18 protein-coding genes, 2 tRNA genes and 2 pseudogenes are annotated in these 19,582 nt (G+C 61.4%); 7 read left to right on the top strand and 15 right to left on the bottom strand.

The annotated features are described in order from the left end of the window. Positions 1-68: 68 nt before the first annotated feature. The 4 genes from QP888_RS06830 to QP888_RS06815 all read right to left on the bottom strand — a co-directional run bounded on the left by QP888_RS06830 (position 69) and on the right by QP888_RS06815 (position 4,269). On the bottom strand, positions 69-1,109 hold the full coding sequence (locus QP888_RS06830) for an SURF1 family cytochrome oxidase biogenesis protein (protein ID WP_126849998.1): 1,041 nt from the start codon (positions 1,107-1,109) through the stop codon (positions 69-71). A gap of 63 nt (positions 1,110-1,172) precedes the next feature. After that, positions 1,173-3,146 (bottom strand): heavy metal translocating P-type ATPase, encoded by a 1,974-nt coding sequence (locus tag QP888_RS06825; protein WP_021352506.1) that lies wholly within the window; start codon positions 3,144-3,146, stop codon positions 1,173-1,175. Continuing rightward, on the bottom strand, positions 3,143-3,508 hold the full coding sequence (cmtR, locus tag QP888_RS06820; RefSeq protein ID WP_021352507.1) for a Cd(II)/Pb(II)-sensing metalloregulatory transcriptional regulator CmtR: 366 nt from the start codon (positions 3,506-3,508) through the stop codon (positions 3,143-3,145). The genes QP888_RS06825 and cmtR (QP888_RS06820) overlap by 4 nt, the downstream gene beginning before the upstream one ends. Before the next feature lie 176 nt (positions 3,509-3,684). Further along, entirely contained in the window at positions 3,685-4,269 is a 585-nt protein-coding gene (locus tag QP888_RS06815; protein WP_021352508.1) for a copper resistance CopC family protein, read from the bottom strand. Between the two features lie 258 nt (positions 4,270-4,527). Between QP888_RS06815 and QP888_RS06810 the strand changes: the two genes are divergently transcribed. From QP888_RS06810 to QP888_RS06790, 5 genes are all read left to right on the top strand, one after another. Then, entirely contained in the window at positions 4,528-6,570 is a 2,043-nt protein-coding gene (locus QP888_RS06810; RefSeq protein ID WP_003847987.1) for a bifunctional copper resistance protein CopD/cytochrome c oxidase assembly protein, read from the top strand. A gap of 366 nt (positions 6,571-6,936) precedes the next feature. Continuing rightward, entirely contained in the window at positions 6,937-7,728 is a 792-nt protein-coding gene (locus QP888_RS06805; protein ID WP_021352509.1) for a M23 family metallopeptidase, read from the top strand. A gap of 143 nt (positions 7,729-7,871) precedes the next feature. Then, positions 7,872-8,201, top strand: coding sequence for an ArsR/SmtB family transcription factor (locus QP888_RS06800; protein WP_021352510.1), 330 nt, complete (start codon positions 7,872-7,874; stop codon positions 8,199-8,201). 104 nt (positions 8,202-8,305) lie between these two features. Beyond that, positions 8,306-9,013 carry a DsbA family protein gene (locus tag QP888_RS06795; RefSeq protein ID WP_049168295.1) on the top strand — a complete coding sequence of 236 codons (708 nt, stop codon included), beginning with the start codon at positions 8,306-8,308 and terminating at the stop codon, positions 9,011-9,013. 9 nt (positions 9,014-9,022) lie between these two features. After that, entirely contained in the window at positions 9,023-9,673 is a 651-nt protein-coding gene (locus tag QP888_RS06790; protein ID WP_024272698.1) for a vitamin K epoxide reductase family protein, read from the top strand. A 219-nt stretch (positions 9,674-9,892) separates the two neighbouring features. Here the strand turns inward: QP888_RS06790 and QP888_RS06785 are convergent. Continuing rightward, positions 9,893-10,607, bottom strand: a pseudogene (locus QP888_RS06785) (IS6 family transposase). 479 nt (positions 10,608-11,086) lie between these two features. Between QP888_RS06785 and cmtR (QP888_RS06780) the strand changes: the two are divergent. Together cmtR (QP888_RS06780) and QP888_RS06775 are read left to right on the top strand one after the other, a co-directional pair. After that, on the top strand, positions 11,087-11,446 hold the full coding sequence (gene cmtR, locus QP888_RS06780) for a Cd(II)/Pb(II)-sensing metalloregulatory transcriptional regulator CmtR (RefSeq protein WP_021352515.1): 360 nt from the start codon (positions 11,087-11,089) through the stop codon (positions 11,444-11,446). Beyond that, positions 11,447-12,043, top strand: coding sequence for a cadmium resistance transporter (locus tag QP888_RS06775; protein WP_021352516.1), 597 nt, complete (start codon positions 11,447-11,449; stop codon positions 12,041-12,043). It begins immediately after the preceding gene. Between the two features lie 447 nt (positions 12,044-12,490). On the opposite strand, the gene QP888_RS06770 is transcribed toward QP888_RS06775, so the two are convergent. The 10 genes and pseudogenes from QP888_RS06770 to gyrA form a co-directional block, all read right to left on the bottom strand. Further along, positions 12,491-12,634 carry a hypothetical protein gene (locus QP888_RS06770; RefSeq protein WP_021352517.1) on the bottom strand — a complete coding sequence of 48 codons (144 nt, stop codon included), beginning with the start codon at positions 12,632-12,634 and terminating at the stop codon, positions 12,491-12,493. Beyond that, complete coding sequence (locus QP888_RS06765; protein ID WP_202974800.1) at positions 12,631-12,822, bottom strand: hypothetical protein; 192 nt, start codon at positions 12,820-12,822, stop codon at positions 12,631-12,633. The genes QP888_RS06770 and QP888_RS06765 overlap by 4 nt, the downstream gene beginning before the upstream one ends. A gap of 436 nt (positions 12,823-13,258) precedes the next feature. Further along, positions 13,259-13,676: pseudogene (locus QP888_RS06760) on the bottom strand (transposase family protein); the annotation flags it as partial. A gap of 164 nt (positions 13,677-13,840) precedes the next feature. Continuing rightward, positions 13,841-14,695 carry a 23S ribosomal RNA methyltransferase Erm gene (gene erm, locus QP888_RS06755; RefSeq protein ID WP_016459102.1) on the bottom strand — a complete coding sequence of 285 codons (855 nt, stop codon included), beginning with the start codon at positions 14,693-14,695 and terminating at the stop codon, positions 13,841-13,843. Between the two features lie 99 nt (positions 14,696-14,794). Then, complete coding sequence (locus QP888_RS11165) at positions 14,795-14,842, bottom strand: erythromycin resistance leader peptide (RefSeq protein WP_011116968.1); 48 nt, start codon at positions 14,840-14,842, stop codon at positions 14,795-14,797. A gap of 67 nt (positions 14,843-14,909) precedes the next feature. Beyond that, complete coding sequence (locus tag QP888_RS06750) at positions 14,910-16,088, bottom strand: IS256-like element IS1249 family transposase (protein ID WP_005323424.1); 1,179 nt, start codon at positions 16,086-16,088, stop codon at positions 14,910-14,912. Positions 16,089-16,327: 239 nt separating this feature from the next. Beyond that, positions 16,328-16,400 (bottom strand) — tRNA-Ala (locus QP888_RS06745). A gap of 13 nt (positions 16,401-16,413) precedes the next feature. Next, positions 16,414-16,487 (bottom strand) — tRNA-Ile (locus QP888_RS06740). Positions 16,488-16,567: 80 nt separating this feature from the next. Next, on the bottom strand, positions 16,568-16,918 hold the full coding sequence (locus QP888_RS06735) for a DUF3566 domain-containing protein (RefSeq protein WP_021353187.1): 351 nt from the start codon (positions 16,916-16,918) through the stop codon (positions 16,568-16,570). A 4-nt stretch (positions 16,919-16,922) separates the two neighbouring features. Further along, a complete protein-coding gene (gyrA, locus tag QP888_RS06730; RefSeq protein WP_126925767.1) occupies positions 16,923-19,523 on the bottom strand; it encodes a DNA gyrase subunit A in 2,601 nt (866 codons plus the stop codon). Positions 19,524-19,582 lie beyond the last annotated feature (59 nt).

The following is a 19,582-nucleotide window of genomic DNA, read 5'->3' as shown; positions in this document are numbered from 1 at the left end:
TGGATTTGGCCCCGTGCCGTCGTGAAAGGGCGCCAGTGGGCCGAAAGGCGCTGGGCAGAAGGCTGCGGTTAGAACCGCTCGCGCTGGGGATCGGTGAATTTCCGGGAGTGGTTCGGCTGGCTGTCGCCGTAACGGTCGTGCAACAGGCGCGCACGGGCACCCGAGGATGCGGAAAGAGTGGCTTGGGCATGGGCGAGACCCTGGGTGTCATTTTCCGGGTGAGTGGTGCGGAGGGCGCCCACCGTGTCGGAATCTGTCTCTTCGTCCTGAGAGTCCCCGGTCTGCTGCGAGGATGTCGATCCGTCGGCCAGCTCGGCCTCCTCGCGGCGCACACGGCGACGTTCCTTCATCTCCGCCCAAATAAAGTACCCCAGGCCGAGCGGGGCCATGATGCCGAAGGCAATCCACTGGAAGGCGTAGGACAAGTGCGAACCGCGGTCGAGCATGGGCACCGGGATAGCGGTGATCTCCCCGGCCTGCCCCTCGGCCAGCTGCACATAGTCCTCCGCCAGATCCCTGCCGGTCACCTCGGAAATCTGCGCGGTGTTAATGCCGTAGACCTGGCGGTAGCCCTGGTCCTCGATCGGGGGGGACATCGGTGTCTGCTCGGTGAATCGGGCGTGGCCGACGATGGACTGCTCACCGGCTGGCGCAGTATCCATCGGTGGGACACCGCCCTCAAGCGGCGGGTTGAAACCCCGGTTGACCAAGATGACCTCACCGGAGTTCAGCTGGAAGGGGGTCAAGGCATGGAAGGCAGGGGAGGAGTCGACCGGACGGTTGCGCATCAGCACCCCATCCTCGGGCAGGTAGTGGCCCTGAAGGATCACCCGGGCCCATTCCTCCCCGGGCTCGATACTGCCCTGGGCGTCAAAGATCTCCTCGGCGGGGACGGGCTCGACCTCGAAGGCGGCTTCGATCTGCTCGTTGCGCTCGACGATAGTGCTATCCCTGCTCAGCTGCCACGGCGCCAGAAAGGTAAAGGCGACGTAGGAGAAAGCGATGATGGCAAGGACACCGAACACCCAGCCGGGCCGGAGGAATGTCCGCCAGCCCTTCTTCTGCGGGGCCCGACCGTACCTGCGCTCACGTGTGCTGCTAACAGCCATGAAGTCTACTGCCCCGTCCGGTGAGAAAGTACATCCTGTCGCAGGGTGCTCATGGGGAAAGCACTACGAGACCCGGGACCTTCCGTCCGCATCCTCGTCGGCGGTGACCGTGGCCGCCTCGACGGGCTTCAGGTCAGGATGCTGGGTGCGGGCGGCCCGCAGGCCGTTGGCGATGACGATGACCTCGGCCACCTCGTGGACCAGCACGACGGCAGCCAGTCCCAGCACACCGGTGATCGCCAGCGGCAACAGGACGATGATGATCGCCAGGGACAGGATGATGTTCTGGTTGATGATCGCCCGTCCCCGGCGGGCGTGGTGCAGGGCACGCGGGATCAGGCGCAGGTCATCGCCGGTAAACGCCACATCCGCGGACTCGATCGCCGCATCCGAGCCCTTGGCGCCCATGGCGATGCCGATATCGGCTGATGCCAGGGCAGGGGCGTCGTTGATGCCGTCACCGATCATCGCCACCGGGCCGCGGGTCCCCAGCCCGGCCACGGCGGTGGCCTTGTCCTCCGGGCGTAGCTCGGCCCGCACGTCCGTGATGCCGGCCTCCCGGGCCAGGGCGGTGGCGGTACGCGTGTTATCACCGGTGAGCATGGTGATCCCGAAACCCTCGTCCGCGAGCGATTTGATTACCTGAGGTGTTTCCGGGCGGAGTTCATCGCGCACCCCGACCGCCCCCACGGGCCGGTCGTCGCGGTGGACGATGACCACGGTCATGCCCTGTTCTTCCAGGGTTTCGACCTGGCCGGCCAGGGGGCCGGGGCTCAGCCAACGGGGGCTGCCCACGGCGATCCGGGACCCGTCGAGGATCCCGGTGATCCCCTGGCCGGCGGCCTCGGAAACCTGCTGGGCGGTCGGGGCCTGCGGGGTGGCGGCGGTAATGGCGGCGGCCAACGGGTGGGTGGAGTGGGCCTCCAGCGCCGCGGCCCAGCCGAGGACATCCGCGCGGCTGACGCCGTCGGTGGTGAGCACATCTACGACGGTGGGATGGTTGCGGGTCAGGGTACCGGTCTTATCGAGTGCCAGATGCCGGATGCCACCGAGGCGCTCAAAGGCGGCGCCGGACTTGATGACCACGCCGAACTTACTGGCCGCCCCGATGGCCGAGACCACCGTGACCGGCACCGAAATCGCCAGCGCACACGGCGACGCGGCGACCAGGACAACCAAGGCACGTTCGATCCACACACCCGGATCCCCGAACAAGGACCCGATCACGGCGACCAGGACGGCGAGGATGAGGACACCGGGCACCAAGGGGCGGGCGAGGCGATCGGCGATACGGGCGCGTTGGCCCTTATCGTTTTGGGCCTGCTCCACCAGCTCGACGACGGTGGTCAGGGAGTTATCCGTGCCGGCGGCGGTGGCCTCAACCTCCAGTGCCCCGGTGGTGTTGATCGACCCGGCCAGCACTGCATCGCCGGGGCCGACCTCGACGGGGATAGATTCGCCGGTGATCGCCGAAGTGTCCAGGCTGCTGTGCCCGGAGCGGATAACCCCGTCGGTGGCCAGGCGTTCCCCCGCGGCCAGGCGCAACACGTCACCCGGGATGAGGTCTTCGACCGGCACGGTGCGGGTCGCCCCATGGGCGGCGATGATCGTCGCGGTCGAGGGGATCAGGGCCAGCAGGGCACGCAGGCCCGAGCGGGCCTTGTCCATCGCCCGGTCCTCAAGCGCCTCGGCAATGGAGTAGAGGAAGGCCAGGGCGGCGGCCTCCTCGATGAAGCCCAACAGGACGGCACCGATGGCGCTGATCGTCATCAACAGCCCGATACCCAGCTTGCCCCGGGTGACCAGTCCCGTGAGGGCTCCGGGGACGAACTGGGAGGCACCCAGCAGCAGGGAGGCCCAGAACAATACGGTGGCCACCAGCCCGGCCCCGGGGATAAACCACTCGAGGATCAGGCCGATGAGCAGGAACATTCCGGAAGCCACCGGGATAAGGACGGCACGGTCACGCCCCCACGGGGTGTGCTCCTCGTGTTCTGTGGTCGGTGCGGCCGGTTCACACCCGCATGCGGACGTCATGACTGCTGGCCCCTTTCCTCATCGCAGCAACCAGCAACCGGGCACTGCGGGTCCAGACACGCGGCGTTCTCGTCAACCGCCAGGGTGGTCTCCACCAGGACGGCAAGCGCCCGGGCCAGGTGAGCGTCGACGATCTCATAGCGGGTGCGCCGGCCCTCCGGTTCGGAGACCACGATCCCACAATCGCGCAAACACGTCAGGTGGTTGGAGACATTCGAGCGCGTCAACTCCAGGTCCCGGGCCAACTGCGCTGGATAACCTGGAGCCTCCAGCAGGGATAACAGGATCCGGGACCGGGTGGGATCGGCCATGGCACGTCCCATCCGGTTCATCACATCAAGACGAGAAGCAATAGTCAGCATGCACTGACCATACAGTGGGGACTGATTAGTCTGCAATTGTCCCTCGGGTGGTCGCCCCTGGATGTCCGACGAACGTCAGGTGGGAGGTGGGGTCCTGAAACCGCGTCAGCCTGGAGGGAGATTGACCCGCGGCATGGCACACCGGCGCTCAGGATGTAGCGGGAGTCTTCTGCTTCCTAACGCCTGTCACGGCTCCGGACAACCAGCACGATGGCCCCGGCGATGACGCCGAAGAGGGCCAACCCCGCGAGGGTCAGGACTATCGGATTACTGACTACGGAGGTGGCCCCCTCGGCGGTGTTCTCGGCGGCTGTGGTCTCCTCCACAGGCTTGGCGTCGGTGCCCGTGGTGGTGGCGGTCGTTTGGGCGTCACCGACGACGGTGAAGGTGGTCGCGCTGCGGGTGGCGTGGCCGTCGGAGGAGAGGATCTGGAAGCCGATGGTGTAGTCACCTGGTCCGCCGCTGACATCCGCAGGTAGATCAAGGGTCACCAGTCGGCCGTCGATGGTCGGCTCACCACTGAACAGGAGATCACCGGAGTTCTGGTCGGTGATGGCTACGGTGCTGAAACCTTCCTGGGGAAGCCCGGAGAACTCCAGCTCGATGCTGCGCGGAAATTCTTCGACCACGTCACCGTCCGCGGGATTGCCGCCGATCACGGAGTCATGCGCGAGGGCAACCGGGGTGGCTACGACGGTCAGGGCCCCGACCGCCACAACAGTAGCCAGCACACGACGAGGGAGCGTGGGGGAGATGATCACGAAAGTCCTCCTGGGTTGGGCCGGTTCTTCAACCGGATGTGAGCGACTAAGACACCTGCCTGCGGGAGATACCAAGACACTAGTCGGAACAGGCGGGAGGAAAGTTCCCGGCCACGGCGCCTTCACCGGGTGTTGTTCTTCCCAGGTCGGTGCCCCCTGCAGGGGGTGAACCGGGGGAAGATACCGGTCCCTGGGCAATTTACAAGAACACCCGCAGGCCCTATTAGGGTGAACCTCACGCCCGCTTCCGAGCACACCATGAGAGTGGAGGCGGCATGGACGGCGAAATGGACACAGATGACCCACCCGGTAAATAACACCCCCACTGCCACGGATACGACCGCAGGGACGACCCCCGCCATCGGGCGCCGGCCTCAGGAGCGGGTACGCCCCACGTGGCCGTTGTACCTGCTCTTTTTCGCCGTCGCAGGTGCCGTCGGCGGGACGGTTGCCTACAGCTTCCTCGGCGAATCCCTCGCGGCCCTGGGGATCCCCAACCCGGGCATCGCGACCACCTTCGGGTTGCCGTTTTTCCGTGCGGTCGGTTGGATGCTCGCTGCCCTGTCGGCCGGTTCTTTCTTGTTCGCTGCTTTCCTCATCTCCCCACGGTTGCCCGGCGGTGATCACGACCGCCTGCACCAGGCCTCGTTGAGTGTGGACGGGCACCTGGCCTCGCGTACCGGTGCGGTCGCGGCCATCTGCTTCGGACTGATCGCGTTGTTGATGATCCCGCTGGTGCTCTCAGATGTCTCCGGCACCCCCCTGGCCCAGACACTCGGCCTGGAGACCCTGACGGTGGCCGTCGAGCAGGTGGCCATGGCCCGGGTGTGGCTGATCGTCGCGCTTATTGCCCTGGTCACCGGTGGTACGGGCCTGATGAGCCGGGCGTGGATCACCCAACCACTGTTGCTCCTCGGGTCAATCCTCATGATCATCCCCCTGGGCCTGACAGGGCACTCCTCCTCGGGCGGCAACCACGACCACGGCACCAACTCCTACCTGTGGCACCTGGTCTTCTTAGTCCTGTGGGTCGGCGGACTCATGGCCCTGCTCGCCCACGGGCGTCGCCTGGGACCTGACCTGGATATTGCGCTGCGCCGCTACTCGACAATCGCCCTGGTCTCCATCATCGTCATGGCCGTGTCCGGGTTAGTCAACGCCGCCATCCGCATCGAGCTGACGGATCTGTTGACCACCCGGTACGGGTTAATCATCGTGGCCAAGACCATCGGCGTGATCATCCTCGGTGTCTTCGGGTGGATCCACCGGGCGTGGGTCATTCCGCAGGTGCAGGCCAACCCCGCTGATCGCCGCCTGTTCCGCCAGGTCGCCATCGTCGAGGTGCTTGTCATGGCGGCGGTCACCGGTATCGCCATCACCATGGGGCGCACCCCGCCGCCCTCACCGCGGATCCCGAACCTCTCGCAGATGGCCACCAAGCTCGGCTACGAGCTGTCCGAGAAGCCCACCATCCTCAACGTGTGGGGCATGTGGCGCTTTGACCTGCTGTTTGGTGCCCTCGCCCTGCTTCTGGCCGTCGGCTATCTCTCCGCTGTGTGGCGCACCCGCCAGACAGGTCACACCTGGTCAAGCACCCCCACCGCCTGGTGGTTGGCCGGATGTGTGACCCTGCTGGTGACGATGAGTTCCGGGATCGGGCTGAATATGCCCGCGGTCTTCTCGGTGCACATGGTCGGTCACATCATCTTGTCGCTGGTCATCCCCATCTTCCTGGTGATGGGTGCCCCGCTGACCCTGCTGATGACCGCCTTCGCCCCGGGGGCCCCGGGTAGGCCGAATATCCACGACTGGGTGCGCGCCTTCACCCGCAGCCGGTTGGTGGGGGTGATCACCCATCCGGTGGTCAACACCCTGCAGTTCCTGGTGTTCTTCTACGTCATGTACCTGTTCATCCCGCTCTATGAGCTGCTGATCTCCAAGTACGCGGGGCAGCTGATCATGAACACCGTGCTCCTGGTCTCCGGGTGCTTCTACGTCTGGGGGATGCTCGGCCCCGACCTGATCCCGCGCCGTCGCCCGGCCGCCGTCCGCCTGGGGTGGCTGGTCGCCTCCCTGCCCGTCCACCTGCTTGTCGGGGTCTATCTCCTGCGCCTGGACACGATCCTGGGCGAGGAGTTCTACCGCTCCCTGCTTTTGCCCTGGGAGCTCGATCTGCTCGCTGACCAACGCGCCGCCGTCCTGGCCTGGGCCACAGGTGTGGTTCCGCTGGCCTTTGTCACCTTTGCGCTCCTCCGGCAGGTGCGGGGGAGCGGCGAAAACGCCCGGGTTTCCGGGGAGTAGGCCACCACCGACCCCGGCGACCCGGTACTTCTGGTGGGAGGTCGCCGGGAGTGGCAAGGAAGTCGGCGATAGCCGGAGTTCTGACAGGGCCACCCCGGTCGTGCCCGATTTCTCTTGAGGTCACCTACTGGCAGGGAACAGCCCTCCGGCACGTTGGGGCCACCTCCCCGCCCCCTGACAACCCTGGGGGAGTCGCCTGTGAGAAGGGTGGAAGAGTCGCCGACCCCGCCTGGCGGCTGGACCTTTGGGGGAAGGGGAGGTTAGTGTTACGTCCGTAAATAACGGAACGGTCACAATCTAGTCTCCACCGTGCATAGCGGTGGGCTTGAGTGGGGCGGACCAACGGACAACGACGGAAGAAGATTCATGCGACTGAAGGCTCAGCGACCAGCCGGAGGAAAACACCGCAAGATCCCCACCCCGCAAACCAAGAGCCGCGTAGCCCTGGTGGCCGTGGCCACGGGCGTGGTCTCGTCTGCGGGTCTCAGTGGTGCCGCCGCCGCCACGCTGCAGACCCAGGCTGAGGCCCCGATCTCCCCGCAGGCCACTGTCGGTGGCGTGCAGTTGGCCACCAATAACACCGCGCTGCCCCCGGACACGACGGAGACGGCCCCGCAGATCCTGACGATCTCGGAGTATAAGCCGGTAACCAATATCAACGAGCAGTTGGACAAGGCGGTTGAGTACGCCGCCGAGCGCACCGAGGCCGCCCGCGCTGAGGCTGCACGTCTGGAAGCAGAACGGATTGAGGCAGAACGCCTGGCCAACGCCTCATCCGTGGTCAAACCCACTGAAGGCACCTTCACCTCCGGTTTCGGTATGCGCTGGGGCAGCCTCCACGCAGGACTAGACATCGCCAACGTCGTGGGCACCCCAATTCTTGCGGCCATGGGCGGCACCGTCATCGACTCCGGCCCGGCTTCCGGTTTCGGCCAGTGGATCCGCATCCAGCACGATGACGGCTCCATTGCCGTCTACGGCCACATGGAAACCCTCGATGTCAGCGTGGGTGAGCAGGTCACCGCCGGCCAGAAGATCGCCGGCATGGGTAACCAAGGTTTCTCCACCGGTTCCCACCTGCATTTTGAGCTCTACCCGACCGGCAGCGGCGCCGTCGACCCCGCCCCCTGGTTCGCCCAGCACGGCATCACCTTCTAACCTTCCCCCACCCGGGAGAAAACCCGGTCCTGACCCTCAGGCCAGCGTCTGTGGTCCGGGTGTCAACATGCTCCAGGTCATCTCGCACTCCTCCGCCGAGGGCACCGAGGAGTAGTACAGGGGATTGTGCACTGTCTACGATTATGAGCACGGTGACCGTCACTCACACCTCGGCGTTGTCCCGGGTGGGCCATGCCCTGTCTGATGACACCCGGACCGGGATCCTGTTGGCCTTGCGCCACGGGCCCGCCCGACCCTCGGACCTGGCCCGGCAGTTGGATGTCTCCAAACAGGTGATGTCGAATCAGTTGGCCTGTCTGCGCGGATGCGGGCTGGTGGCCGCCACCCCGGAGGGGCGCAACGTCTGGTATTCTCTGGCTGATCCCCAGCTGGGTCACGCCCTTGGCGAGTTACTGGAGTTGGTGGTCACCATCGATCCGGCCTGTTGTTCGCCGGACGGATGCACCTGCTGATGACCGTCTCGGTCCTGGAGGACTTCGTCGCCACCTTGCCGGGTCCCCCGGGGCCCACGGCCTCGACACCCCTTAATTTCCACCAGAGATAGAACGGACCCCTCGTGAGCACCCCCACCAACCGCACCACCTCCGCCCGGCCCTCCGGAAATTGGAGAAAAGCCCAGATCATTGTCTGGGTGTTATTGGCAATCGTCGTCATCGCCGGGATCGTCGCCTTTTTCCTCGGCCGATCCGACTCCGCTTCTGCGCCCGCCCCGGAAACCGTGGCCAGTGATGCGGGACAGGTGGTCCGGGACAACAGTCGGGTGCTGTCCCAGGCGCCGAACGAGAAGGCCGTGCTGGTGGAGTTCCTCGACTTCGAGTGCGAGGCCTGCCGGGCGGCTTACCCCTTCGTGGAGGAACTGCGTGCGGAGTACTCCGACACCGTCACCTTCGTCAACCGTTACTTCCCGCTGCCAGGCCACCCCAACTCCATGACCGCGGCCATCGCCGTCGAGGCTGCCGCCCAGCAGGGACAATACGACGCGATGTACCAGCAGATGTTCGAGACTCAAGAACAGTGGAGTCACACCACCGAGGACCGAGGCCCGGTCTTCCGTGGTTTCGCTGAGGATCTGGGTCTGGACATGGCCGCCTTTGACGCCGCTGTGGCCGATCCTGCCACCGAGGAACGGGTCCGACTCGATGTGGCTGACGGCACGGCCCTGGGTGTGCGCGGCACCCCGACTTTCTTCCTCGACGGTCAGCTCCTGACCCCGGACTCCCTGGAGCAGTTCCGGGCCGAGGTCGACGCGGCCGCCGCCGACTAATCCGAATCCATGATGCACCCAGCCCCCGCCGACGACAATGAGGTTCTTGTGACCGAGACGAACGACGACACCTTCCTGCCTGTCTTTGCCCGCCAGCGTCCTTTCGCCCTCATCCTGCTGGTCACCGGCGTGATCGGCTGGGTGGCCTCCGGTATCCTGGTGCTTGAACGCCTGGCCCTCTACGAGGACGCCGAGCATGTCACCACCTGTGACATCAACGCCCTGGTCTCCTGCGGAAAAGTGATGGGCACCTGGCAGTCCGAACTCTTCGGCTTCCCCAACCCGTTGACCGGCATTGTCGCCTTCGCCGTGGTCATCACCACCGCGATGGCCATGCTGTCGGGGGCACGCTTCGCCGACTGGTACTGGGGAGGTCTGCAGGCGGGTGTGACCGTGGGCCTGCTGTTCATCATCTGGCTGTGGTACCAGGCGCTGTTCGTCATCCATATTTTGTGCCTGTACTGCATGGTGGTGTGGGCGATGATGGTCCCGCTGTTTATCCTGCTCACAGTACGCAACCTCGCCCACGGCCTCTTCCCCGCCTCCCCTGCTGTGGTGCGGTTTACCTCCCAGTGGGCAGGCACCCTCATCGCCGTGGCGTACGTCGCTGTGGCGGCCTCGGTATTTATCACCTTCTACTCCGCGTTCACGGGAGGATAACCCCCCCGAGCACACGGTCCCTTAAGAAACGGGCATTCCACCGTCTCGATGCCACAGATCCACCGGACCACCCTTCAGGACTGTTACGAGTGGGTCGGTGAGGGCGCGGTGTCAATATCAGCAAAGAGCACCGGTGCTCGCTGACTGGTGCTGTTGCAAAGTTGGGCCAGGGTCGAAAAGCCCAACCTCAAGACATCAGTTGTCCTTGCTCCGGGGTGCTTAAGCCGTCTCGAAGACCCGGTTGACGATCACCTCGTCCGGGTTCGGTTGCCCGTGAGGGCAAACATCGTGCCTTGCCCTTTCCGCAATGAGTGCATCGCCTCCATCCCTTTCAACGTCCGATATGCAGATGTCCGGTTCTTAAACGCGCCTTTCGGCCCGAGGATCCCCTTCAGCCGACCATGGTCGGCTTCCAGGATGTTGTTGAGGTATTTCACCTGCCGGTGTTCCACTGTTGGCGGGCAGATTCCCTCTGACTTCAACTCGGCGATTGCTCTGGCTAGGGAGGGTGCTTTATCGGTGTTGATCACTCTGGGATACCCGGCTGACGCATTGGATCTGAGGGCCTTGGCCAGGAAACGCTTCGCTGCGGCCACGTTCCGCTTCGGAGAGAGGTAAAAGGCCAGGGTCTGGCCACCGGCGGTGATCGCCAGATCAGAGGTAGCACCACCTGCCGCCGACCCGGATATAGGTCTCATCCACCCGCCAGGAACTGGCCTGCCAATCAGGTACCTGCCGGTACCACCGTGTTTGCTTGTCCAGCTCAGGGGCGTATTTCTGGACCCAGCGGTGAGAATCGTGGTGTGATCAACCGGCACGCCACGCTCGGTCATCATTTCCTCCAGATCGCGGTAGCTCACCCCGTAGCGGCAGTACCACCGCACTGCCCACAGAATGATGTCACGGGGAAACGACGACCGGAGAAGATACCCATGGCTGTGATTATTTCACGTCGCTCTTCCTACTGCCCCAACTTTGCAACAGCACCTCTTCATCCTCGTCAGCGGCGGCGCCTTCGGCCTTTAATAAGCTCATCCCCCGTGCTCCTAGGGCCTCTCTAGGTTTCCTCACCGGCATCAACTGAACCGCCTATGAAGTTGTGAAAGACCGCTGCCGCAGGGGGTCGACCACGCTAGGGCGACAGAAATTCTAAAACTGCCCTATTGGGGTGTGCCCCACTTAGACGGGCACGAACTGGGGCCATTGAAAGCTCCGTCGCGAACTAAAGTTCACGGCGGTTTGCAAAAAATAGGGGACAAGCAGGTTGCGCCACAGGCACAGATTCAACAACCGCACAAATACGAAAAGGGAAGACACTAAAGCCACGCGGAAACAGGCTCAGAAACACATCACCGTCGGGCCGACGTTCGACCCTCGTGGCAACAGTTCAGCATCTGCTGTATAGTCCAGTGCATGCTGACTATTGCTTCACGCTTGGACGTGATGAACCGATTGGGTCGGGCGATGGCCGATCCCACCCGATCCCGTATTCTCCTGACCCTGCTGGGCGGCCCGGCCTATCCGGCCGCTCTCGCCCGGGAGCTGGAACTGACGCGGTCAAATGTGTCGAACCACCTCACTTGCCTACGGGACTGCGGAATTGTGGTCGCCGAACCGCAGGGGAGGAAGACCCGCTACGAGATCGTCGACGCCCATCTTGTCCAGGCGTTGAACTCACTGCTAGATACCACTCTGGCTGCCGACGAGAATGCCCCGTGTATTGACTCGGCATGTGACGTGCCCGGGTGCACCACCGGAGAGGGGAACAGGTAAGTGGTAACTGGTCTCCTGGGGGCGGTTGGTCTGTTTATCGCCACCAATATCGACGACATCATCGTGCTCTCGCTGTTCTTCGCCCGTGGGGCCGGCCAAGCAGGGACCACACTTCGGATCCTGGCCGGGCAGTATCTTGGTTTCGCGGGCATCCTCGCAGCCACGATTCTGGTCACCCTAGGGGCGGATGCCTTCCTGCCCACCGAGGCGATCCCCTACTTCGGGCTGATCCCCCTGGCCCTGGGGCTGCGGGCGGCCTGGCAAGCCTGGCAGGGAAACGATGATGACGACGATGACGCGAAAGTCAGCGGAAAGAACGTAAGCGCCTTGATCGTCGCCGGTGTGACCTTTGCCAACGGTGGCGACAATATCGGCGTCTATGTCCCGGTTTTTCTCAACGTGGATACCGCCACCGTTATCATCTACTGCGTCGTCTTTCTGATCCTGGTGGCGGGCTTGGTCCTGTTGGCGAAGTTCGTGGCCACCCGTCCACCGATCGCGGAGGTTCTCGAACGCTGGGAGCATGTGCTGTTCCCGATCGTTTTGATTGGCCTGGGTATCTTCATCCTCGTCAGCGGCGGTGCCTTCGGCCTTTAATAAGCTCATCCCCCGTGCCCCCAGGGCCTCTCTAGGTTTCCTCACCGGCGTCAACTGAACCGCCCATGAAGTTGTGAAAAACCGTTGCCGCAGGGGCTCGACCACGCTAGGGCGACAGAAATTCCAGTGGGATGCTGAGATGGGCGAACGGATTGCGGACATCCTGGGGGATACGTCATTAAGTCGAGCACGCATTGAGGCGGTCGCCGGGTCGTATCGTGCCTTGTCGATCATGGCGTCGAGGCTGTCATATGCTTTTACATTAATTCGGTGGCCGAAGGCTTCTGCTTCACCGGGGCCATCTGTGCCAACGCCTTCTGGCTCTGACAGTAATTTTAAACCTGCCCTATTGGGGTGTACCTCGTCGAGGATCGCACGGGTTGTCGGAACGGAAGGCCTGCACGCGGTTCCTGACGCCAAGGCCAGGTGTAGCGAAGTCTCGTACTACTAGGCCCGGATCGAGAACACAACGTCGATAAGGGCTGTACTGATCTCTTGAGGGCAGCCGCCGCGGTAGGCGGTGAAGTTTGCTTCGGGGATGTGGCGGGTTGCGGCAATGACAGCGTCAAACTGAGCTGAGGTCGTTGTCATGCCGGCGTTATCCCCGTATCAGTGGTATTTGGTACACCACAGGGTTTGGCCAGCGCGAGGCCTGCCAGGTGTTTCTGCAAGCGCTTGGCCATGGGCGGGAAGGTCGCGAACGTCAGTCCTCCCGGGATGACTGCACCGACTACAGGAATGGTTTTTGCTGCTCCCTTAGCGAAGCTCTGTTTCGTCATGCGGAAGCCGAGGTTGGCGGCGACCTTTTTTAGGGTTAAACGCCAAAAAGTGTGTGCCAAACCCCGTATATCTACACCTCTAGCAGCACAAACCCCGAAATAATAAGCCCAGCAGGCATGTTCCTCACCAAAAACCAGAAAATACCCACACCAACCAGCTACCTGGTCAGCCAGCCCTCTACGACCAGGGTATCGATGTTGAATACACGCACTCAATCGGTATCCGGAAAGGCCAGATCTAGGGAATTGGCGACACGCCGGTCAGACACATTTTTTGCTACTTAACCCAGATTGCACGCGTGGGGATTGAGGGTGTGAATCCCACTGTCGTGGGTTTGATGAGGTAGTCGATGTTGCGGAAGCTTTGGCATCGGCGTGCGTTGTGCTCCGTACGTTGTTTCAAAAACGGGTTTCATCAAACGGAACAAAACCTGGGACACTTCATATCCCACCCCAGGCCTAATGACTTGGGTGCAGCGGCAACGCTCATCCGATTTAGGCAGAGTCGTTGCAGGATCCAGTGGGTCACCTGGTCCGTGGTCTTTGAATTGTCGGGCGCGCAGGCAAGGCCAGCACGGAAGATCTTCTGCAAGCAACGCTTGTTGGTGCACCGGTAGCGTGGAAGGCGCACATGAAGTTGTTGGGTGGCCGACGATGGGCAGATCGACCAGGCTGCGGATGACGTGGTCGCGGAATACTCCAGGCTGCCCGCAGGTAGGGCATTCATTGATCGGCTCGACGGGTTCGGCTTCAATAACAGTGACGTCACCGTTTTCTGTGGCACCGGTGATAGTAGTTCCTAGTTTTGCGGTGCGGCAGATGGTATCGACGATGACATTTCCGTTAGGCTGCACAGTAGGTCCTTAGTTTTGTACGGATGGATTAGATACCTTTTTCCTACAAAGCCAAGGACCCCAATATCTTGTGCCACGCCCGAACCCCCGGCGAACTAATCAATGCACTCTAAAACCGGAAGAGCCCTTTTAGTACTACTGGTGGATTTCGGTTTTGGTGGGGATTAACGCCGCCGGCTTCGGTTTTTCCGTTGAGGAGGTCGTTGACTACTTCCCGATGGTGAAATGGGTCGATGGTGAGGTAGAGAGGAACCAGTCACCTGGAAGAGATCGATCCAGTCGTTGGTGTGCAATCTGGGAGGTAGGGTCGCGGGGTCGATTCCTCGCGAGCGCAACCATGATTGTGTTTCTGAACGTGATGAAAACAACCCTGCCCTTCGGAGAATTTCCCCTATCCCGCGTCCCCGGGCAGTGAAAACGGTGTGCACCATCGCCTGAAAGGCTTTGCGCTGCTCTATCGGAATCTTCGGGTCACCCACCCGGCGGATCACTAAGATCCCCCCGTCAACGTTTGGCTGTGGCCGGAAAGCAGGCCTTGGTACCCGAGAACCCAGGTGAAATGTGAACCATGGGGACCACTGAGCCGTCATCATCGTGCTTGCGCCTACCCCGGCCCGGCGGCGAGCGACTTCCCACTGCATGAGGAGTACAGCGTCAGTCCATGCTGGCGCATGCAGCAACTTTCGAAGAATGGCAGTGGTGAGGTGAAAGGGAATGTTTCCCACAATGACGCAGGGAGTGGCGGGTAACCGGAAGTTAAGGAAATCATCATGGACCACTTCGACCGCCGCCGAGGAGGTTTCTTGTGTGATTTTGGCAGCTAGTTTTGCGTCCACTTCAACTGCCGTTATCGCCCTCCCCAAGTGGGCCATCGGGTGAGTGAGGGCACCGCTTCCTGGTCCGATCTCAATGATGGGGCCGGAGGTTTGTTTCACAAGGTCGATGATGGAGTTGATGATCTTGTGGTTGGTGAGAAAATTTTGGCCATGCTCGTGACGGCCGTGTCCGTATGCAGACATCAGGTGTGCTCCTTGGATTTGAAAGGGAGCCGGGCATGACAAATAGCCGCCCGGCTAAAGGACCGGAGCGGTTTTTAACCTACGGGGTAGGAAACCGCCTTAGCGGTTGGTGCGCAACCGCAAGAAAGCGGTACCTGAAATCAACATGGGTCTAATTATATCCATTAAAGGGTTAAGGGTCAAAATGTGTGTCTGGCTCGGCGTGTCGCGGGGGTTAGATTTGGCCTTTTTGAATGCCGATTGAGTGGGTGTAGTCGGTGTCGATAGCGTTGTCGTAGAGGGCTGGGCGTCCTGTTTCGTGGTCGGCTTGGTTCTCGGTTTGGGTCAGGGTGGATACTTTGGCGAGTTGGCCCTGGCCCCAGTCGGACTGCCTGGCGATTCGTACTGGATCGTCAGGCAGTTCCGTTTTTAAGTAGAGCCACCAATCCAGCATGCGGCGTTGTCGTTCGCCTGATCTGCCGCGGTGGGTTCTGGCGAGCAGTTTGAGCTGGGCGTTGATGCCGCCTTCTAAGCTGTTGGTGGTGGATTTGATCCGCTCGGGCGCAAGGACTCCTGCTGGCGGGTTGAGGTAGACAAACAGCATCTCGGACCGCCAAAGATGGTTGAGGCTGTTGTAGGCCTTGCGCACGTTGTGGTGGGTCCACACGCGGGTCCATGCACCTGTTTTGGGGTCTTTGATCATGGTTTTCTCGTTCATCCATTCCCGGTAGATCGTTGAAAACTCGTGCAGTTGCACACCCCACGCGGCGGCTTCATCCAGTGTGGTGATCCGGGTCAGTTTCAGCGCAAGTCGGTAGATGGTGCGCCCGGCATCGGTGCGTGGGTTGGTGGTGGTGTAGCGGCGGACCACGCGTTGGGCGTGGACGAGGCAGCGTTGAATTTTCGTAGTCGGCCAGCACTTTTTGATTGCGCTGTATGCGCCTTGGCCGCCGTCGATGACGGCGATGAGTGGGGCTTCGATGCGTTCAAGCAGCAGTTGGTAGTCGCGGGTGGTTTCGTGTTTGCACCAGTGCCAGGCGATCACGTGGTCGATGGTCGCCGCGACGATCAGGCAGCCACCGGCGGTGTAGGTGCCATCGAGAAATACCTGGTCGTAGATCCGCTTGTGGTGGCCGGCGGTGGGGTCAGGCACATCAACGAGCCAGCACCACTTGAAGCGCCGCTTCATGGTGGCGCGGCTAACACCGTTTCGTTTGGCTAGGTCGTCGAGTGATATTGCGGTGGTGCAATGCTCGATGAACTGGGTGAACACTGCCGCGTTGGTGATGTCGTTTCGACGTTTGACGCTGGAGGCGCCGCATTGTTTGCAGCGCCATCTGGTGGTGCCTTTGCTGGTGGTGCCGTTGCGTTTCATTTCACCGCCGCAGTGGCAGCGTGGTTGGTTCTTCGACATTGCGACACCACACCACGCCGCGCATAGCACATCACGGCTGCCACACCGAGGATTTCCCGTCGGGGGCTAGATATATGCTTCCGGAGCATATACTTTCCGGAAACCTACAGGTCAATCCGTGAAAATCCGCGATTCCGGACACACTTTTTGACCCTTAACCCATCGTTTACCCCCACCCAGTAGGCCTTGAACGCAAAACATCCCCCGATCCGATGGACCGAGGGATGCAGGCTATGCTGTGGAGCATAGGAGAATCGAACTCCTGACCTTCTGCTTGCAAAGCAGATGCTCTACCAATTGAGCTAATGCCCCATGTTTCCGCCTGTGGGTCTAGCAGGAATCGAACCTGCGACCTCATCGTTATCAGCGATGCGCTCTAACCGACTGAGCTATAGACCCTGTGTGCGGAACGATTATGTACTTTAATACGTATCTTAGATACACACAAATCGCCAGGTCAGATGACGTTTTTTTGTAGCTTATTCGTCGACTTCCACGATCTGTTGTAGATCCACTTGGATACCACCAAACAACGCCGCTACAGCGTTGTAGATGAGCGCAAACAGCGGAGCCAGGATCGTCGCCAAGATAGCCGCCACAGCACCCACCAGAGCCGACAGAGACAGCACCAAGCCGTAGTCGATGAGCATGCCAGCCCCCAGACCGTCCATGAAGCCGTTGATGTACTCCCAGACGCCAAACGTGGCCATCACGAAGTACACCACCGTCACAGCGATCAGCCAGGCCACCAGGCCCACCAGAGACACCGCCAGGCCCACCCGAAAGGCAGATAGCGGCGAGATTCGAGTAATCGCGATGTTTCTTCCCATAGTGCTACTCCTCTTCGACCTTTGCGTCGCCGTCAGCTTCAGCCTCAGTCTTAGCCTCAGCCTTCGACTGGCCTTCCTGAACTTGCGCTTCATGCACTTCGTCGATGGTCTTTTCACCCTTAGCCACAGCTTGGGCTTCTTCCACGCCTTCGCTCTCGACGTTCTTGTCGATAGCCAACAGCTCGACGTCGTCAGCAAGATTCACCAGCCGCACACCCATCGTGGCACGCGAAGACGGACGGATCTGCCCGGCCTCAGTACGCACGACGCCACCGGCAGAGGTGATAGCGAAGATTTCATCGTCCTCATTCACCGCAATCGCGCCAATCAGCTTGCCGCGCTTCGGGGTGTACTTGAACGTCATTACGCCCATGCCACCACGGCCCTGGGTGCTGTATTCCTCAATCGCGGTGCGCTTGCCGTAACCGCCGCTGGTAGCCACCAACAGGTACTCGCCATCGTGCACCACGGACATCGCCAGCAGCTGGTCATCACCCTTAAAGCGCATGCCCTTCACGCCGGCGGTTGCACGACCCATCGGCCGCAACTGATCATCGTCGGCAGTAAAGCGGATGGACTGGCCTTGCTCGGAGGTCAGCAACAGATCATCCTCGTCGCCCGCCAGGCAAGCACCAATCAGCGCATCCCCCTCATTGAGATTGATCGCGATCAGGCCAGCTGAACGCGCCGACTCATAATCCGTCAGATGTGACTTCTTCACTCGGCCCTGCTTGGTAGCTAGCACCAGGTACGGCGCATCGGTGTAGGACTGCAGCTGAATAACCTGAGCAATGCGCTCTTCCGGCTGGAACTCCAACAGGTTCGCCACGTGCTGGCCCCGCGCGGTACGGCCGGCCTCCGGCAGCTCGTAGGCCTTGAGGCGGTAAACGCGACCAAAGTTGGTGAAGAACAAAATCCAGTCGTGCGTCGAACACACAAAGAAGTTCTTGACGACGTCATCCTGCTTCAACTCCGCACCACGCACACCCTTGCCGCCGCGCTTTTGCGACTTGTAGGTGTCGACCTTCGTGCGCTTGGCATAACCAGTGGCGGTGATGGTCACGACCACGTTTTCGCGGACGATCAGATCCTCATCAGAAACCTCACCGTGCGCGGCCACGATCTCGGTGCGACGCTCGTCGCCATGCTTGTCGACGATTTCCTTCAGCTCGGTCGCCACGATCTCGCGCTGGCGCTCCTCGCGATCCAGGATGTCTTTTAGGTCATCGATAACGGTCTGGATTTCTTCCAATTCGTCGATGATCTTCTGGCGTTCCAAGGCAGCCAGGCGGCGCAGCTGCATCGCCAGAATGGCCTCGGCCTGCTCGTCGTCGACGCCCAGCAGATCCTTCAAGCCCTCACGAGAGGCTTCTACCGAACGGCTGCGGCGGATCAACGCAATGACCTCATCGAGCATGTTCAGGGCCTTGACCAGGCCACGCAAAATGTGCGCACGTTTTTCGGCTTCCGCCAGGCGGTATTGCGTACGCCGAACAATAACCTCAATCTGGTGGGTGACGTAATAACGCAGCATCTGATCCAGACGCAGCGTACGCGGCACACCATCGACGATGGACAGCATGTTAGCGCCGAAAGAAGTCTGCAACTGCGAGTGCTTGTACAAGTTGTTCAGCACCACACGGGCGACGGCATCACGCTTTAGAGTGACCACGATGCGCATGCCGACGCGGTCAGAAGACTCATCGTCAATATTCGAAATGCCAGCCAGCTTACCGTTTGCAACCTGCTCGGCGATATTAGCCACCATGGTGTCCGGGTTGACCTGATACGGCAACTCGGTAATCACGATGGTCTGCCGGCTGCCGTTTTCTTCGATGCTGGACACGCCACGCATACGGATGGAACCACGGCCGGTGGTATAAGCATCCTTGATGCCATTAGTGCCGACAATCATGCCACCGGTCGGGAAATCCGGCCCAGAAACCCGCTCCATGCAGGCTTCCAGGGTTTCTTCCTCGCCCGCATCCGGGTTCTCCAGCAACCAGTAAATGGCCTCCGCCAGCTCATTCAGGTTGTGCGGCGGAATATTAGTAGCCATACCGACGGCAATACCACCGGAACCATTCATCAACAGGTTCGGCACCCGCGACGGCAGCACCGTCGGCTCCGTCGTCTTGCCGTCATAGTTCGGCTGATAATCGACGGTGTTTTCCCGAATATCCCGGGTCATCTCCATCGCCAAAGGCATCAGCTTCGACTCGGTATAACGCATCGCCGCCGGGCCATCATTACCCGGCGAACCGAAGTTACCCTGGCCGTCGACAAGCGGATAACGCATCGACCACGGCTGGGCCATACGCACCAGCGTGTCATAAATAGCGCTGTCACCGTGCGGGTGATAATCACCCATCGTGTCCGAGACCGGCTTCGAAGATTTCACATAACTGCGCTCCGGCCGGTAACCGTTGTCATACATCGCGTACAACACACGCCGGTGCACAGGCTTCAGCCCGTCACGCACATCTGGCAACGCACGGCCCACGATCACGGACATGGCGTAGTCGATATAACTCGACTCCATCTCCGCGGAGATATCTATCGGCTCAATGCGATCTAACAAACCGCCTTGGTTATCGTCACTCATAACCTCCCAGTCTAGCGCCTAACGCGCCCAGAACGACGGTGCGCAACCCCTAGCCGGGT

This window comes from Corynebacterium sp. MSK297 (assembly GCF_030232885.1).
Lineage (GTDB): Bacteria > Actinomycetota > Actinomycetes > Mycobacteriales > Mycobacteriaceae > Corynebacterium.
The sequence above is the reverse complement of the archived record's forward strand: the minus strand, read 5'-3'. Positions and strand labels throughout refer to the sequence as shown.